We start from the raw sequence: 15,685 nt of genomic DNA on the forward strand, positions 1-15,685 counted from the left end.
TTCACTATTAACAAAAAAACCGTCCCTTCGTCTAAAACGAAGGGACGGAATATTCCGTGGTACCACCCTAATTGTCCTTTTGTGTAAAAGGACCACTTGGTTCGTCGATAACGGGACGGACCGCTTGATTTCTCAAGAAACTCCTGGAAGCGTAATTCGTAAGTTCACTGTGTCCTAGTTCGCAGCACCACTAGGTCTCTGTCACAGGGAGTGACTTACTACTATATTCCGATCATGGTTTAACGCAATATACGAAAATAAGATGGTTTCATGATACGTCGAAGGCGAATCCGCTGTCAAGTCCGATTTCATTAGTAGATTTATGGTATAATACGTCTATCTGTGATTTAATATTAATTTACACCTAAGTTTAAGATGCAAAGGAGATCATTTATGCGCGAGAACTGGTTCAAGTTTTGGAATCATCCCCGGACGAAAGCCGTTCGGCACTGGTCAAATATCACATATGATGTTTCATGGAACATCATTTTGTTCCTCATCATAGCTGTCTTACTCGTCGGTAGTTTTTCTGTTGGTGCAGCGGGCGGCTATTTCGCTTCGCTCGTCAAGGACACAAAAGCACCACCATTGACTGAGATGAAACAACAAGTCAACAGCTATGCCGTCACAAGCCAAATTTATTGGGGAAGTGGTGAAAAGCTGACGAACATCTCAACAGATGAAGAACGTCAGCCTGTCGATATCAAGAAGATTTCTCCTTACTTGATCGATGCGCTTTTATCAACGGAAGATGTAGACTTCTATCAACACGATGGTGTCGTTCCAAAAGCGACATTACGAGCAGTTCTACAAGAACTAACGAATTCTGCGTCGCGCACAGGCGGAAGTACGCTAACACAACAATTAATCAAAAACCAAATCTTGACGAACGAAGTCTCATTCGAACGGAAAGCGAAAGAAATTCTTTTAGCATTGCGCCTTGAAAACGCGATGTCAAAAGATGAAATTTTACAAGCGTACTTGAATGTCGTCTCATTCGGTCGCAATTCACTCGGTCGTAACATCGCGGGGATCGAGGCTGCATCACAAGGAGTTTTCAACAAATCCGCAAAAAAACTGACGTTACCACAAGCAGCTTTTCTCGCTGGGATTCCTAAAAACCCTTATTACTACACCCCTTACCTTCAAGGTGGCGTCGTCAAAAAGGACTTGACGCCAAGCGTCAACCGGATGAAAACAGTATTGAAGCGGATGTATGTCGCAAAAAACATCACGAAGGAACAGTACGAAAAAGCAATCAAGCATGATATTACGAAAGATTTCGCGAAACAATCAAAACGTTCTCGTGATACGTATCCGTACGTCTACGATTTAGCCGAACGTGAAGCGACGAAAATCATGACGAAGTATCTGATGAAACAAGATGGCGTGAAAGAAGATGAAGTGAAACCGTCTGAACTGGCAGAAGTGCGTGCCAACTATCAAGATCAAGCACTTGTTGCACTACGCCAAGGCGGCTACAAAGTTCACTTGACACTTGATAAAAAAATTCATGAAGCGATGCAACAACCTGCGAAGAACAGTGCGAACTTCCCAGGAAGCATGCAATACAAACAAGTCGTCGATCCAAAAACGAAAAAAAGCGTTTCGAAACAGGATCCAGAAGAAACAGCAGCAGTCATGGTTCAAAATGAAACGGGACGTATCCTCGGATTCGTCGGCGGACGGTATATGGATGGAAAAGCTGACGATTTCAACCGGGCATTCCAAGCCAAACGTCAAATCGGGTCAACGGCAAAACCAATCCTCGTTTACTCGAACGGGATTGAAAATCGCTTGATCACACCAGGTTCTACCGTTAATGATGAAGAGTACTACTACCAGACTGTACCACGTCAACCTGGCGACCGTCCGATCAAGAACGAAGGTGGACGTTACCGTGGTAATGTAACGGTTCGTACGGCATTAGAACTATCATTGAACGTACCGGCCGTTAAGATTTACGAGAAGATGAACATGTCGAATTCGATTCAAAAACTCGTCGATATGGGAGTTGAAGTACCTGATGCGATCCGTTATGCCCCTTCTGCGGCACTCGGAACAATGGAAATCACACCTGTCGAACTTGCAGGTGCTTACGCGACACTTGCCAACTATGGCGAATTCGTCCAACCGTACATCATCTCGAAAATCACGAAAGACGGAAAAGATATCTATAAAGCAAAACCGAAGAAAAAACGGATCTATGAACCACGAACAGCTTACCTGACACTTGATATGATGCGTGGTGTCTTCACGAAAGGTACAGCGACGTTCGCTAAAGCTAGATTGAACGTACCGGGAGATTGGGCCGGTAAGACGGGTACGACCAACGATGTCAAAGACTCTTATCTTGTTGGTTCTACTCCTGGTGTAACCCTTGCCGTCTGGACAGGACACGACCAGAACAACTCACTCATCGGTCCGTCAACGTACTACCAACGTACGCAGACGCTCTGGTCACAGATGGCGAATGCATCGTATGGTGCAAACAGCAGTTACTTCAAATCTGGCGCCCGCTTCACGCAACCATCTTCTGTAACAGCAAATGACTTCCAAAACAGTGGTCGCTTCAAAGAAGAAGATAAGAAGAAAAAAGCCGAAGAAGCAAAGAAAAAAGCCGAAGCGAAGAAACAGAAAGAAGTAGAAGAAAAGAAAAAAGAGGCAGACGCACAGAAGAAAGAAGATCAACAAAAACAACAAGATCAAGCTAAAGAAAAAGCAGATGCTGAGGCAAAGAAAAAAGCAGCAGATGACGCAAAACGTGCTGCCGATGCAAAAGCAAAAGCCGATGCAAAAGCAAAAGCCGACGCAAAAGCAAAAGCCGACGCAAAAGCAAAAGCCGATGCAAAAGCAAAAGCCGAAGCCGATGCAAAAAAGAAAGCTGAAGCGGACGCTAAGAAAAAAGAGGCAGATGCGAAGAAACAGCAAGAGCAACAAAAGAAACAAGATGAAAAGAAAAAAGATGCTGCTTCTGAAAACTAACAAAAAGGATGAATCACCTGTTTCGGTGATTCATCCTTTTTTCATGTTCAATCCTCCATCGTCGATAAATCGCCCGTTTCCAAGTTCAACTCCCATGCTTTCAGAACACGGCGCATGATTTTACCACTTCGTGTCTTCGGCAACTTATCTCGGAAATCAATTTCTCTTGGGGCCGCGTGAGCAGCTAGACCTTCCTTGACGAATGCTTGGATTTCTTGTTTTAATTCATCCGTTGGCTCATAACCATCACGTAAGGCAATGAATGCCTTAATGATTTCGCCTCGCACCGGGTCTGGTTTCCCGATGACTCCGGCTTCCGCGACTGCTGGGTGCTCAACGAGACGGCTTTCAACTTCAAACGGACCGACCCGTTCTCCAGCCGTCATGATGACGTCATCAACACGCCCCTGGAACCAGAAATAGCCTTCATCGTCCATATAGGCAGAATCGCCTGACACATACCATCCTTTAAAGAAATAGGATTCATATTTTTGTGGATTGTTCCAAATTTGACGCATCATCGATGGCCACGGTGTTTTCAAGGCAAGGTTACCCATCCGGAACGGTGGTAACTCGTTTCCTTGATCATCAATGATCGCAGCTTGGGTTCCTGGAATTGGTTTCCCCATCGATCCCGGTTTAATGTCCATAGACTTGTAGTTACAAATCATCATCGCGCCCGTTTCTGTCATCCACCATGTATCATGAATGCGTTGGTCAAATGCTTCTTTTCCCCAACGAATAACTTCTGGATTCAATGGTTCTCCGACAGACAACACATGACGAAGACTTGAAAGATCATGGTGATTCGCGACGTCCGCCCCCGCTCCCATTAACATCCGGAAAGCAGTTGGCGCGCTATACCAGACCGTTACGTTATACTTCTCGATAACACTATACCAGAAATCTGGATTGAAACGTCCACCGACAACGACGTTCGTTGCCCCATTTAAGAACGGTGCGAAGATACCGTAACTTGTTCCTGTGACCCATCCTGGATCAGCCGTGCACCAGTAGACATCGTCTTCTTGTAGATCGAGTACCCAACGTCCTGTCATTAAATGCTGAATCATCGCATTTTGAACATGGAGGACACCTTTTGGCTTCCCTGTCGATCCTGAAGTATAGTGCAAGATCAATCCGTCTTCACGATCCAACCAGACCGGTTCGAATACATCGGATGCTTGCTTGAAAGCTTTTCGGAAATCAAGTAATGTTTCTGATTCTTCAACGCCTTCATCAACGAGTACTACTTTTTCAAGTGATTCCAGTTCCCCAACTGGAACACGCGGGAGCAACGCTTTCGTTGTCACGAGTAGTTTCGCTTCAGAATCAACTAAACGATCACGAACAGCTTGTTCCATGAATGCTTCAAACAACGGACCGACGATCGCCCCAACTTTCAGTGCACCAAGTAGGGCAAAGTACAGTTCTGGTGAGCGTGGCATGAAGATGAAAATCCGGTCACCCGTTTTGACTCCTGCATCGACTAATACGTTTGCCGCTTTATTCGTCAATCGTTTCATGTCTGCATAGGTGAATCGTTGTTCCGTCATTCCATCGAAATAGATCAGCGCATCCTTGTTCGCCCGCTCGCCTTCTGCGTGGCGGTCGATTGCTTCATAGGCCATATTGACTTTCCCCGTTGTCGCCCATGAAAAGTACTGCTCAGCATCTTTCCAGTCGTACGTGTTCGTTTCATCATACTCTGCTAACCAATGCTTCCCCGGAAGCGCTTTCAAAACTTTCATGTCTCGTTCCTCCCCTTCTATGTTTTCCTCTTTATTATAAGCTAGTTATCCGTCAGTTCAATCCATTTGCCGTCAATTTGTTAAAAAATCCCTCTCTTTACTCAAGCGCTTTCGTCTATAATGAATAGGAAGGTGGTGACGCTTACATGTTTGAAAAACAATTCAATCATCGGACGCATGAAACATCACTCGGTCCTGTTGACATCGAAGGTCCCGTACCGAGTCAAACACTAGCAACGTATACACTCGATTCAGGGTTAACGGCTTTTCGTCCACCCGCTGAACAACATCAAGCGCTCGTTGAGATTGCGGACCTTGAAGAAGGACGGATCATCGTCGCTCGTCAAGGAACGGAAATCATCGGTTATGTGACTTACTTATATCCTGATCCCTATGAAACATGGAGTGAGGGAAACAATCCGTACATCTTGGAACTCGGGGCGATTGAAGTCTCCTCTCGGTTCCGCGGACAACAGATTGGTAAAAAATTGCTTGAAATCTCCATGCTAGATCCTGCCATGGAACATTATTTAATTCTAACGACTGAATATTATTGGCATTGGGACTTAAAGGGGAGTGGACTATCTGTGTGGGATTACCGGAAGATCATGGAGAAGATGATGAACCATGGTGGTCTTGTCTTTTTCCCGACCGATGATCCGGAAATCGCCTCCCACCCTGCTAACTGCCTGATGGCACGTATCGGAAAACACGTCTCACCTGAAGTCGTCGCTCATTTTGATGCGCTACGCTTGAGAAGACGCTTCATGTATGACTGAGCTCGAGGAGGAATCGTCATGTTAATCGAACAAATCATGAATACGACGTGCATCACGATGCAACCGACGAATTCCATCGCGCATGCGGTTGAACTCATGCAACGTCATCAGATTCGTCATATTCTCGTCGTTAATGCCCGTCATGAACTCGTCGGTCTTGTCGGACTAAAGGAAATTCAAAGCGCGAGTAGCATCTTTCATCCGGACACAGCAAAACAAGACCTACAGTATCCCGTTTCAAGCATTATGATCGAAAGCCCTGTCACGGCCCATCCGCTTGATTTTCTAGAAGATGCGGCTGTGCTGTTTTATGAATATCGCTTATCCTGCTTGCCAATCGTCCGCGGTCGACGTCTTGTCGGTATCGTCACGGAAACGGATCTGTTACGGACATTCGTTCAGTTGACGGGTGCACTCGAACCAAGTTCCCAAATCGAGATCCGTGTCGAGAATACAGCAGGTACATTAGCGAAGATTTCCGCACTGCTTGCTAAAACGAATATTAATATTTTAAATGTACTCGTGTATCCAACAGACGATCCGTATGTCCGGATTGTTGCGTTTCGTGTTCAGACGATGAATCCAATTCGGATCATCGAGAAGTTACGCAAAGAAGGATTCGATGTACTTGGACCGGATGTGAGCAGATGAAGGATTTTGCTTATCTGTATAGTCCTGAAGAAGCAACCTATCGATTTTCCGAGACCCACCCATTTAACCCAATCCGTCTCGAATTAACCGTTTCCTTGCTTGAATCGATGCATCAATTAGATGACATCCCTTGTATCGCCCCACGTCATGCGACCGATGAAGAATTGGCACTCGTTCATGATCAGGATTATATTGCTGCTGTCAAAGCAGCCGGAACCGGAGTATTATCACCACTCAAGGCACAGATGTACGGTCTTGGTACGGAAGATACTCCCTTGTTTCAAGACATGCATTCGGGTGCTTCCCTCCTTGTCGGCGGAACGATTGAAGCATGTGACCTCGTCTTATCTGGTAAGTATAAACGCACCTTTCATATCGGCGGTGGATTACATCACGGGTTCCGCGGACGTGCTTCAGGGTTTTGTGTCTATAACGATACGGCTGTCGCCATGGCGGCGATGATTGAAAAATATCACTGTAAAATCCTTTATGTCGATACGGATGCTCACCACGGGGATGGTGTGCAATGGGCCTTTTATAATCGAAATGATGTCATGACACTATCTCTCCATGAAACGGGTCGCTACTTATTTCCAGGAACGGGGATGGTAACGGAGAGAGGCTCTGAAGAAGGATACGGTTTTAGCTGGAATGTACCACTGGATGCTTTTACGGAAGACGATTCGTTTTTACTTGCTTATGAGACGGCACTCTTTGAGGCATGCGAGTTGTTTCAACCGGATCTCATCATCACACAAAATGGCGCTGATGCGCACGTGCTTGACCCATTGACGCATCTATCCTTAACGATGAAAAGTTATGAAAAGATTCCTCAAATCGCTGTGGCTGCGGCAGAAAAGTATACAGATGGAAAAATCGTTGCTTTAGGCGGCGGTGGTTATGATTGGTATCGTGTCGTTCCTCGCGCGTGGAGTCAGGTTTTTGCTGCCATGACAGGACAAGATCCTTTTCACGGGGAAATTCCAATTGCATGGCAAGAACGATGGGGCGGACAGGAAATAGCGCCACCCACGCACTGGCATGATCCGTCACCACTTTATCCCGCAATTCCAAGACGTCCTGAAATTGAAGAAAAAAATTGGGAGACCGTCAAACGATTGATTTGGCCATTCGTAAACGATGAACGTAAAAAACAACTGACAGCGATTTCCCCCTATTCCGCTGATTAATTGACTTTTTATCTTCACATTTATTTCGTTCGGAGTTCACATCTTGTTGCTATACTAAATATGGAATTTTTACTTAGTAAACGAATAGTTGGGGGAATCATCATGAAAAAGGCATGGCTTTACTCCGGTCTCATTCTGTCGACCGGGATCGTACTTGCAGGATGTGGGAATGAAAAGCAGGCAATGGATCACGATAACATGCAAGGGGCCGGAAAACCGACCGTCGACGTCACTGTCGATATCCCAGCAAAGACAATGGATGAAGATGCCGTCGTCTTTAAAGCATCCGCGGTCGAAAAGAAAAAGCCCGTCAACCTTGAGGACGTGACGTTTGAAGTTTGGAAAGCTGGAAAACAAGATGGGGCACATCAAAAATTCAAAGCAACCTTGAAAAAGACAGGTTTCTATCAAGCAGAAGCCAAACTTGCTGAAGGTGAATACGAAGGTCTCTATCATATTAATGATAAAAAAGGACTCCATCACATGGATAAGATCTCTTTTGTCGTCATGGATCATTCACATGAAAAAGAGAAAGCATCGCATGAACACGAAGCCGTCGATGGTCTGTCTGTCCATTATATGGGTGCGACGAAAGTAAAGGCTGGTGCTGACCTCCCTGTCTCCTTTCACGTTTTTCTCGATGGAAAACCATTAAAGGCGAACGTTCAAGTCGAAGTCATTGAAACCGGTATTGAAAAACATAATTATGTTCCATTAACTAAAAAAGGTGATGCATACAGCGGAAAAGTCACATTGAACGCCCCCGGTCAGACGACGGTGCGTCTGCACGTCGAAAATGATCAACTCCATCATCACCAAGATGAACTCATCACCGTCACAAAATGAAAAAGCGTCTCTTTTTTCAAGCAGCTTGCTTGAGAGAAGAGACGCTTTTTCGATTAAGGGCGTGTCGAATCCCGTTGTTCGATTCGGTGTGGTAACGTGACATCGTTCGTTTCGATTTCTTCTTTGTTCAAAATCTTCGTCAAAAGACGCATCGAGACTGCTCCAATATCATACATCGGCTGAACGACAGTCGTCAGTTTCGGACGAATCATCGTCGCAAGACGTGTATTATCGTGTCCGATGACTTCGAAGTCTTCTGGAACACGGTGTCCGGCATCTTGTAAGGCATGGATGACACCAAGAGCCATCTCATCTGTTCCAGCAAAAATCGCACGTGGGCAATCTTCTCCAAGTTCAAGCAACTGGTTCATCGCCTTCATTCCTGAATCATACGTATAGTTTCCAAGGACGACGTTTTGTTCGCTGAACGGAAGATTTGCCTCTTCGAGCGCTCGACGATAACCAGCAAATTTCTTTTCGCCATTGATTTGCTGTTCAAGTGGACCAGTGATGAACCCGATCCGTTCATGTCCACGGTCAATCAATGATTTGACGGCGTCATGTGCAGCACTTTCGTAATCGATGTTGACGGCAGGAAGGTCATAATCTTGATTTAGTGTCGCAGCGAGAACGATGGGCACAGGTGATGTCTTGAATTCACGAACGAGATCCTCATGTAGACGCCCACCCATGAAGATGATCCCATCAACCTGTTTTCCAAGTAATGTATTGAGCAAATGGATTTCTTTTTCCCGATTTTGGTCGGAGTTACAAAGAATGATGTTATATTTATACATCGTCGCAACATCTTCGATTCCCCGTGCTAAATCCGCAAAAAAGATGTTCGAGATATCGGGTACGATGACACCGACAGTCGTCGTTTTTTTACTTGCAAGTCCACGAGCAACAGCGTTTGGGCGGTAACCCAGTTGTTCGATTGCATCTTGGACCTTCTTTCGCGTGGATGGTTTAACGTTCGGATTCCCGTTGACGACACGCGATACGGTCGCCATCGAGACAGCCGCCTCTCGTGCGACGTCATAAATCGTAATATTACTATTCAAAACAAATTCCTCCTTTAGTATGATCCATCTCAAGTGTTTTCATTTCGTTTTCATTTTTAGGCAACACGAAAGGAAGACAGGAAAAGATAGTTTTCTTTTCCCATTCTTCCTTCATTGTAAAACGTTTTCATTCGCTTTAGGTCACCCTTTTTCGAAAATCATTGAACGTTTAGTGCCGGAAAGGTAGTCGTCAAGTTTTCGACGAACGTATCGAATTCTTGGAAATCAAGTTGTTGGTTCGCATCAGATAGTGCGAGTGCCGGAAACGGATGGACTTCAACCATGACAGCATCAGCACCGATCGCGTAAGCCGCTTTCGCTGTTGGCAACAGAAGATCCTTCCGTCCTGTCGAATGCGTCACATCGACCATGACAGGAAGATGTGTCTCTTGCTTCAGAATTGGAACTGCTGAGATATCAAGCGTGTTCCGTGTTGCACGTTCATATGTCCGAATGCCGCGCTCACACAAAATGACTTGATCGTTACCACTTGCCATGATGTACTCAGCCGCGTACATGAACTCCTCGAGTGTTGCAGCAAGTCCTCGTTTTAAAAGAACCGGCTTATTTGTACGACCGACTTCTTTTAGTAAATCGAAGTTTTGCATGTTGCGTGCGCCAACCTGGATAATGTCGACATATGGTAAAGCAGATTCAACCGCACTCGGCGTCATGATTTCAGTGATGACATGCAAACCGTGCGCGTCCGCTGCTTTTTTCAACATTTTTAGACCCTCGAGTCCAAGACCTTGGAAGTCGTAAGGTGATGTGCGTGGTTTGTACGCTCCACCTCGCATGAACTTCACGCCGTGTTTCGCGAGTTGTTCCGCGACTTCGAATACTTGTTCCTCGCTCTCGACCGCACATGGTCCAGCAATCAATTGTTGAGAACCATCTCCGATGACAGCATCTCCGATTTGGATGATCGTGTTCGTCGGTTTTTGTTTCCGTGATACGAGTAATTTCCGAGTCCGATCTTCTCCTTGTAATTCAAGAGAAGCTTTGAAAATTTCTTTAAATACATGCTGAAGGCGTCCTGTTTCAAAAGGTCCATGGTTATTAGCAGCAATTGATTCGAGCATTTGACGTTCCCGAACAGGGTCGTAACGGTCAAGCCCTTGTGCTCGTTTGACTTTTCCGATTTCGACAGCAATTTGACCACGTCGGTTCATCAATTCCAATAATTCTGCATTCACTAAATCGAGTTCATCCCGTAATCTTTTTAATTCTGCGTGTTGATCCATGTCCTACCACTCCCTAATCAGCATATAGCTCGTAATAGCAACTAATTATAACGAACTCTTTCCATGTTGTACATAAAGAAGCTGCATGATTTCTTAAAATATGAAAATAAATTACGTTTTTTCATATAATTTTTTCTACGTTTTCTCTATAAAGAAACATAGAAAAAGAGCCCTCATGATGAGAGCTCCGTATTCACTTCTTATTTCTTATGATTCACATCAGATTGTGGGTCATTGTCTTCCTCTTGCTCTTCCGCTAACTGTTCCCGTAGCTCTGAAAGATCAACGACCGTTTCCGTATCGATTTCTTCTGCCACGGATGCGCCATCGACTTCGTCCCCAATTTCACGCTCGATGTCACGTACAAGCTGTTCTGCTTCTGCGAGAGCTGCATCGATACTTGCCTGATCCTTCTCAAAACCAGCGTATTGTGCCGCTTCTTGAACCGTCGAATTATTCTTTGCTTTTTCAATGACAGGTGCTGCTTTGTCTTTTGCCAGTTGAATCCATTCTCCTACGAGTGGTTCTGCTTTTTCGCGAACAACTTGCGTCTGTTCCGTCAAACGTTGACGTGCAGGAGCCGTACGCTCGTCGATTAAGTCGCGCATCTCACGACCTGATTTCGGACTAGAAAGGAGAGCTGCCGCGGCACCAATCAATCCACCAACGATGATTCCCGCAAGGAAACCTCCTCCTTTAGAAGAATCTTGTGCTTGATATGGATGTTGTTTCGTCATGATTTACGATCTCCTTTCAACTCATCTGGAATGCTTTCGACGTCCGGGACGGATACGACTTCCGGTGTAACCGGTGTCTCTGCTTTTTTCCGGAATCGACGACGTGGTTTTTTCTCGACTGTCGTCGTTGCTGTCGTATGATTTGAAACTGTTGTTTCTGCCGGTTTATTTTTTTTGAATAATTCTACAGCGACTGAGCCCCAACGGACTGCTTGTGCAATCTGGTCTTTATTCGTATCTGCCGCACCAGCGACCGTATCGGATACCGTCCGGACAGAATCTGTTACTTTATTCAAGGACGTACCAAGCTCTTCGATCGAGTTTGCAACAGGTGCAAGCAACTCGGTTTTTTCTTCAATCGTATCGACAAGACGATTCGTCTTATGTAACAACGCTGTCGTCTCCATCATGATACCGTCCAATTGACGTTCAAGTCCTGCTGTCGTGTTGGCTACATTGTTCAGCGTCTTACTTGCAGCACTTAGTACACGGGCAAGGAAAATGACGAGCACTACGAATGCGATCGCAGCGACTAATCCGGCGATTCCGCCTAATGTGATTTCCATGGTTCTTGCCTCCAATTTTTTGCTTAGTCTTTTGTTGTTAGTTCGACATGTAGCAAGTCGTTCCTGCTACTCCAAATGGTTTATTTCCGTTACAATGATAATTGAAACCTACATCATCCATTTCGAGGGGGAAATTTCATGCGTGACCCACGTCTTACTCAACTGGCAACGAATCTGATCAACTATTCGGTTGCCCTTGAACCTGGTGAAAAAGTATTGATTGAAAATTTCGGTATCGAACGTGAACTAGTCGAAGCACTCGTAGAAGCTGCCTACGCGGCTGGCGGTCATCCGTTCGTCTTACTTAAGGATAATCGTATCCTACGAAAATTATACCGAAATGCTTCAGAAGAGCAACTCCAATTGATGGCAGACATCGAACGTAAGCAGATGCAGGCGATGGATGCATACATCGGATTACGAGCTGGTGATAATATCAATGAACTATCGGATGTACCAGCTGAACAAATGAAACTGTACGGTCAAACGATTGGTAAGATGCATACACAGGATCGCGTCAAAGGAACGAAATGGGTCGTCCTTCGCTTCCCGACAGCATCGATGGCTCAACTTGCCAATCAATCGACAGAAGCATTCGAAGACTTTTACTTCGATGTCTGTACGCTTGATTACGAAAAAATGGGACAAGCGATGGAACCGCTCGTCGATTTGATGAACCGGACGGATCGTGTTCGTCTCGTCGGACCAGGAACGGACCTTTCGTTCTCGATCAAAGACATCCCAGCAATTAAATGTGCCGGAAATGCCAATATTCCGGACGGTGAAGTCTTTACGGCACCCGTTAAAGATTCCGTCAACGGTGTCATCTCATATAACACACCATCTCCGTATCAAGGATTCACGTTTGAAAACGTCAAACTGACGTTCAAAGACGGTAAAATTGTCGAAGCGACGGCGAACGATACGGATCGTATAAACCAAGTCTTCGATACAGATGCGGGTTCTCGTTTCGTCGGTGAATTTGCGATTGGCGTCAATCCCTTTATCCAGCATCCAATGAAGGATATTCTGTTCGATGAGAAAATCGATGGCAGCTTCCACTTCACGCCGGGTCAAGCTTACGAAGAAGCCTACAACGGTAATGATTCATCCGTTCACTGGGATCTCGTCAATATCCAACGCCCTGATTACGGTGGTGGGGAGATCTGGTTTGACGACGTATTGATCCGTAAAGACGGTCGTTTCGTCCTTCCTGAACTCGAAGTCCTCAATCCTGAAAACCTGAAATAAGAAAAAGCGGATGGCTCGTCCTTCATAGGACAGGGGCATCCGTTTTCTATATCTTATTTTTTCAATGTCGCACGAAGCATCCAAATTTGTTTTTCGATTTCCTTCGCTTGACCAAGCAGATCATCTTCCACTGTTACGTCTTGTGCCTCAAGATGTTCAATCGCATCAAGCATCTCTTTTCGGACTTGTTGGAAGTCTTTAATGACCGAATCAATCATCTCATCTGCTGACAAACCTGATTTTGCTTCTTCGAGTGTCGTTTGTTCTAAATATTCTTTTAGCGTCGCTGAAGGTGTCCCGTTATTCATCAAGAGACGTTCCGCAACGACATCATACTGCTCAGACACCCATGTATAGAGTTCTTCAAGCTTCTCGTGAAGCGTCAAGAAGTCTGGACCTTTAATATACCAATGGTAGTTATGGAGCTTAACGAATAGGACCCCATAGTTTGCGACCTGTTGATTCAAAGCTGATTTTGCATGATTACTGATCATCTGATATTCCCCTTTCCTGATTTCAAATGACGTTCTAATTCATCTTTATCCTTAAATAACAAAGGATAAACATCATTTTCAGGAAGATTGGATTATCGCGGACGTTTTAATCCCTTTAGCATATATCCGCCTTTGAAGTCGACGGAATCGAAGGCAACGAGAAATGCTTTCGGTTCATACTCCTCGACGAGGTTACGGAGCACTTTCATACGTGTTCGTGCCGCAAGGACATCTAATCGGTAACGAACACCGTCTCGACCTTGTCCTTGATAATGCGTCACACCGAAACCATTATCACGGATGACTTGAATGAGTTCTGCCGGAAATTCTTGTGTGTGTACTTGGATCATATTGTAACCGATGGCTAGTTTTCGTTCGACATATCCACCAATGAGTATACCAAGTCCGAATCCGAGTGCATAAACGACCATACCAAGTGTCGTTAAGTCTTGGAACACGATTCCTAATGCAAAAATGTAAATCAATGTTTCGACCGTCCCAAAGAGTCCGGCAATGACGGTCCGCCCTTTGACAAGCATGATCGTCCGTAATGTCAAAACAGGAACGTAAATCAACTGGAGCAATAAGATGAGTAAAATCTGTCCCATGGTGTCTTTCCTCTCTATAATAACTTCAACACATACACACTATTTCAAACTTTATTTCAAGATGCAATCCTATTTTAGATTTTCCCTATCAGTTTTTTGATTTTACTATCACAATTCAAATTTACGACAAAAAAATGCCACTCTAATCGAGTGACACTTTTGGTTCTCACTTATTTTACACTTTGATATTGATGCTGATACGTTTGAATGTCGCCCGCTCCCATGAATAGAAGCACAGCATTTTCATGCTGACGTAGGACAGAAACGTTGTCGCGCGTCAGAATAGAAGCTTGCGGAATTTTCTCCTGCAAATCTTCGACTCGAACTTGCCCTTCCTGCTCACGTGCTGAACCAAAGATTTCACATAGATATGTCGCATCTGCTTCACGTAAAGATGTCGCAAAATCATCCATGAATGATTTCAAGCGTGTGTACGTATGCGGTTGGAAAATCGCGATGACTTCACGATCCGGATATTTCTTCCGTGCCGACTCGATCGTTGCGCTGATCTCTTTTGGATGGTGTGCGTAGTCGTCTACTAAGATTTGTGTGCCAAATTCTGACTCACTGAAGCGGCGTTTCACTCCACCGAATGTTGCTAAACGTTCAGCAACGTCTTCTTTACTCAATCCTTCGTACTGACAGATCGCAATGACCGATAATGCGTTCAAGACATGATGACGACCGAATCCTGGAATCAGGAACGTGCCATAGAAATCATCACGTAAATAGACATCAAACGATGTACCGTCTGGCGTTGATGTCGCATTTTCAGCTCGGAAATCATTGTTTTCTCCGAATCCATAATAAAGAACAGGTACATTCGCTTGAATGTTTTGAAGATGTTCGTCATCTCCACAAGCAACGATTGCTTGCTTGACCTGCATCGCCATCTCTTGAAAAGCCGAAACGACATCATCGATTCCCGTGAAATAATCCGAATGATCGAAGTCGATGTTCGTCATGATAGCGTAATCCGGCTTGTAATATAAGAAGTGACGTTTGTATTCACATGCCTCGAAGACGAATGCCTTCGCATCTTCTACTCCTGCCCCTGTTCCGTCTCCGATCAAGAAGGCCGTCGGTGTAATACCGCTCAAGACGTGTGAAAGCAAACCTGTCGTCGACGTTTTTCCGTGTGAGCCTGTAATGGCGACCGAACGATATTCATTTGCTAAGTGTCCTAAGAAATCGTAATAATGATGGATCGTTAAACCAAGTTCATTTGCCCGTGCGATTTCTGGATGATCATCTCCAAAGGCATTCCCCTGGATGATGACATAATCTTCTTTGATGTTATCCGCATTGAACGGGAAGAATGGAATTCCCTTAGCCCGTAACGCGTCTTCAGTAAAAATGTGCTTTTCGATGTCTGAACCTTGTACCTCATGATTCATCTCATGTAGTACTTGGGCGAGCGCACTCATCCCTGTTCCTTTGATTCCAACAAAATGATACTTTGTCATATAAAAGCCCTCCAATTCACGTTCCGGTCCGTACCATCGGGCTCGGGTACAAA

At 45.0% G+C, this 15,685-nt stretch carries 14 protein-coding genes and 1 other annotated feature; of the genes, 6 read left to right on the plus strand and 8 right to left on the minus strand.

Annotated elements, in window-relative coordinates; translation table 11 throughout:
• Nucleotides 1-37 precede the first annotated feature (37 nt).
• Nucleotides 38-245, minus strand: a binding site (T-box leader).
• Between the two features lie 148 nt (nt 246-393).
• Complete coding sequence (locus B3S86_RS09995) at nt 394-2,985, plus strand: transglycosylase domain-containing protein (RefSeq protein ID WP_290752061.1); 2,592 nt, start codon at nt 394-396, stop codon at nt 2,983-2,985.
• Nucleotides 2,986-3,032: 47 nt separating this feature from the next.
• Here B3S86_RS09995 and acsA read toward each other — a convergent pair whose 3' ends face one another.
• The gene (gene acsA, locus B3S86_RS10000) at nt 3,033-4,736 is read right to left on the minus strand and encodes an acetate--CoA ligase (RefSeq protein WP_056062704.1); all 1,704 of its coding nucleotides are present in this window, start codon (nt 4,734-4,736) and stop codon (nt 3,033-3,035) included.
• A gap of 146 nt (nt 4,737-4,882) precedes the next feature.
• On the opposite strand from acsA, the gene B3S86_RS10005 reads away from it, so the two are divergent.
• From B3S86_RS10005 to B3S86_RS10020, 4 genes are all read left to right on the plus strand, one after another.
• Nucleotides 4,883-5,515 (plus strand): GNAT family N-acetyltransferase, encoded by a 633-nt coding sequence (locus tag B3S86_RS10005; protein ID WP_023469064.1) that lies wholly within the window; start codon nt 4,883-4,885, stop codon nt 5,513-5,515.
• An 18-nt stretch (nt 5,516-5,533) separates the two neighbouring features.
• A complete protein-coding gene (locus B3S86_RS10010; protein WP_035406212.1) occupies nt 5,534-6,166 on the plus strand; it encodes an acetoin utilization AcuB family protein in 633 nt (210 codons plus the stop codon).
• The gene (locus B3S86_RS10015; protein ID WP_290752068.1) at nt 6,163-7,356 is read left to right on the plus strand and encodes an acetoin utilization protein AcuC; all 1,194 of its coding nucleotides are present in this window, start codon (nt 6,163-6,165) and stop codon (nt 7,354-7,356) included. Before B3S86_RS10010 ends, B3S86_RS10015 begins: the two co-directional genes overlap by 4 nt.
• Nucleotides 7,357-7,458: 102 nt before the next feature.
• Nucleotides 7,459-8,202, plus strand: a complete 744-nt coding sequence (locus B3S86_RS10020; RefSeq protein ID WP_290752071.1) for a FixH family protein — start codon at nt 7,459-7,461, stop codon at nt 8,200-8,202.
• Nucleotides 8,203-8,255: 53 nt separating this feature from the next.
• On the opposite strand, the gene ccpA is transcribed toward B3S86_RS10020, so the two are convergent.
• The 4 genes from ccpA to B3S86_RS10040 form a co-directional block, all read right to left on the minus strand.
• The gene (gene ccpA / locus B3S86_RS10025) at nt 8,256-9,266 is read right to left on the minus strand and encodes a catabolite control protein A (RefSeq protein ID WP_035406207.1); all 1,011 of its coding nucleotides are present in this window, start codon (nt 9,264-9,266) and stop codon (nt 8,256-8,258) included.
• Between the two features lie 158 nt (nt 9,267-9,424).
• On the minus strand, nt 9,425-10,510 hold the full coding sequence (locus tag B3S86_RS10030; RefSeq protein ID WP_290752076.1) for a bifunctional 3-deoxy-7-phosphoheptulonate synthase/chorismate mutase: 1,086 nt from the start codon (nt 10,508-10,510) through the stop codon (nt 9,425-9,427).
• A gap of 200 nt (nt 10,511-10,710) precedes the next feature.
• The gene (locus B3S86_RS10035; protein WP_035406201.1) at nt 10,711-11,247 is read right to left on the minus strand and encodes a YtxH domain-containing protein; all 537 of its coding nucleotides are present in this window, start codon (nt 11,245-11,247) and stop codon (nt 10,711-10,713) included.
• Nucleotides 11,244-11,813 (minus strand): DUF948 domain-containing protein, encoded by a 570-nt coding sequence (locus B3S86_RS10040; RefSeq protein ID WP_035406198.1) that lies wholly within the window; start codon nt 11,811-11,813, stop codon nt 11,244-11,246. Before B3S86_RS10040 ends, B3S86_RS10035 begins: the two co-directional genes overlap by 4 nt.
• 138 nt (nt 11,814-11,951) lie before the next feature.
• Here B3S86_RS10040 and B3S86_RS10045 point away from each other — a divergent pair, with 138 nt between their 5' ends.
• Nucleotides 11,952-13,064: an aminopeptidase gene (locus tag B3S86_RS10045; protein ID WP_035406195.1), complete on the plus strand. Its 1,113-nt coding sequence runs from the start codon at nt 11,952-11,954 to the stop codon at nt 13,062-13,064.
• Nucleotides 13,065-13,117: 53 nt separating this feature from the next.
• On the opposite strand, the gene B3S86_RS10050 is transcribed toward B3S86_RS10045, so the two are convergent.
• The 3 genes from B3S86_RS10050 to murC all read right to left on the minus strand — a co-directional run bounded on the left by B3S86_RS10050 (nt 13,118) and on the right by murC (nt 15,632).
• On the minus strand, nt 13,118-13,558 hold the full coding sequence (locus B3S86_RS10050) for a Dps family protein (protein WP_023469073.1): 441 nt from the start codon (nt 13,556-13,558) through the stop codon (nt 13,118-13,120).
• A gap of 92 nt (nt 13,559-13,650) precedes the next feature.
• The gene (locus B3S86_RS10055) at nt 13,651-14,166 is read right to left on the minus strand and encodes a DUF2179 domain-containing protein (protein WP_035406192.1); all 516 of its coding nucleotides are present in this window, start codon (nt 14,164-14,166) and stop codon (nt 13,651-13,653) included.
• 170 nt (nt 14,167-14,336) lie between these two features.
• On the minus strand, nt 14,337-15,632 hold the full coding sequence (gene murC / locus B3S86_RS10060) for a UDP-N-acetylmuramate--L-alanine ligase (RefSeq protein WP_035406189.1): 1,296 nt from the start codon (nt 15,630-15,632) through the stop codon (nt 14,337-14,339).
• Nucleotides 15,633-15,685: the final 53 nt, after the last annotated feature.

The organism is Exiguobacterium sp. UBA3968, from assembly GCF_002385115.1.
Classification (GTDB): Bacteria; Bacillota; Bacilli; order Exiguobacteriales; family Exiguobacteriaceae; genus Exiguobacterium_A.

Excerpts from the sequence above, each read along its gene's own strand:
- B3S86_RS10035 (WP_035406201.1), bottom strand. The coding sequence starts at position 11,247 with ATGACGAAACAACATCCATATCAAGCACAAGATTCTTCTAAAGGAGGA.
- B3S86_RS10045 (WP_035406195.1), top strand. The coding sequence starts at position 11,952 with ATGCGTGACCCACGTCTTACTCAACTGGCAACGAATCTGATCAACTAT.
- B3S86_RS09995 (WP_290752061.1), top strand. The coding sequence starts at position 394 with ATGCGCGAGAACTGGTTCAAGTTTTGGAATCATCCCCGGACGAAAGCC.
- B3S86_RS10005 (WP_023469064.1), top strand. The coding sequence starts at position 4,883 with ATGTTTGAAAAACAATTCAATCATCGGACGCATGAAACATCACTCGGT.
- B3S86_RS10050 (WP_023469073.1), bottom strand. The coding sequence starts at position 13,558 with ATGATCAGTAATCATGCAAAATCAGCTTTGAATCAACAGGTCGCAAAC.
- B3S86_RS10030 (WP_290752076.1), bottom strand. The coding sequence starts at position 10,510 with ATGGATCAACACGCAGAATTAAAAAGATTACGGGATGAACTCGATTTA.
- acsA (WP_056062704.1), bottom strand. The coding sequence starts at position 4,736 with ATGAAAGTTTTGAAAGCGCTTCCGGGGAAGCATTGGTTAGCAGAGTAT.
- B3S86_RS10015 (WP_290752068.1), top strand. The coding sequence starts at position 6,163 with ATGAAGGATTTTGCTTATCTGTATAGTCCTGAAGAAGCAACCTATCGA.
- B3S86_RS10010 (WP_035406212.1), top strand. The coding sequence starts at position 5,534 with ATGTTAATCGAACAAATCATGAATACGACGTGCATCACGATGCAACCG.
- B3S86_RS10020 (WP_290752071.1), top strand. The coding sequence starts at position 7,459 with ATGAAAAAGGCATGGCTTTACTCCGGTCTCATTCTGTCGACCGGGATC.
- murC (WP_035406189.1), bottom strand. The coding sequence starts at position 15,632 with ATGACAAAGTATCATTTTGTTGGAATCAAAGGAACAGGGATGAGTGCG.
- B3S86_RS10055 (WP_035406192.1), bottom strand. The coding sequence starts at position 14,166 with ATGGGACAGATTTTACTCATCTTATTGCTCCAGTTGATTTACGTTCCT.
- B3S86_RS10040 (WP_035406198.1), bottom strand. The coding sequence starts at position 11,813 with ATGGAAATCACATTAGGCGGAATCGCCGGATTAGTCGCTGCGATCGCA.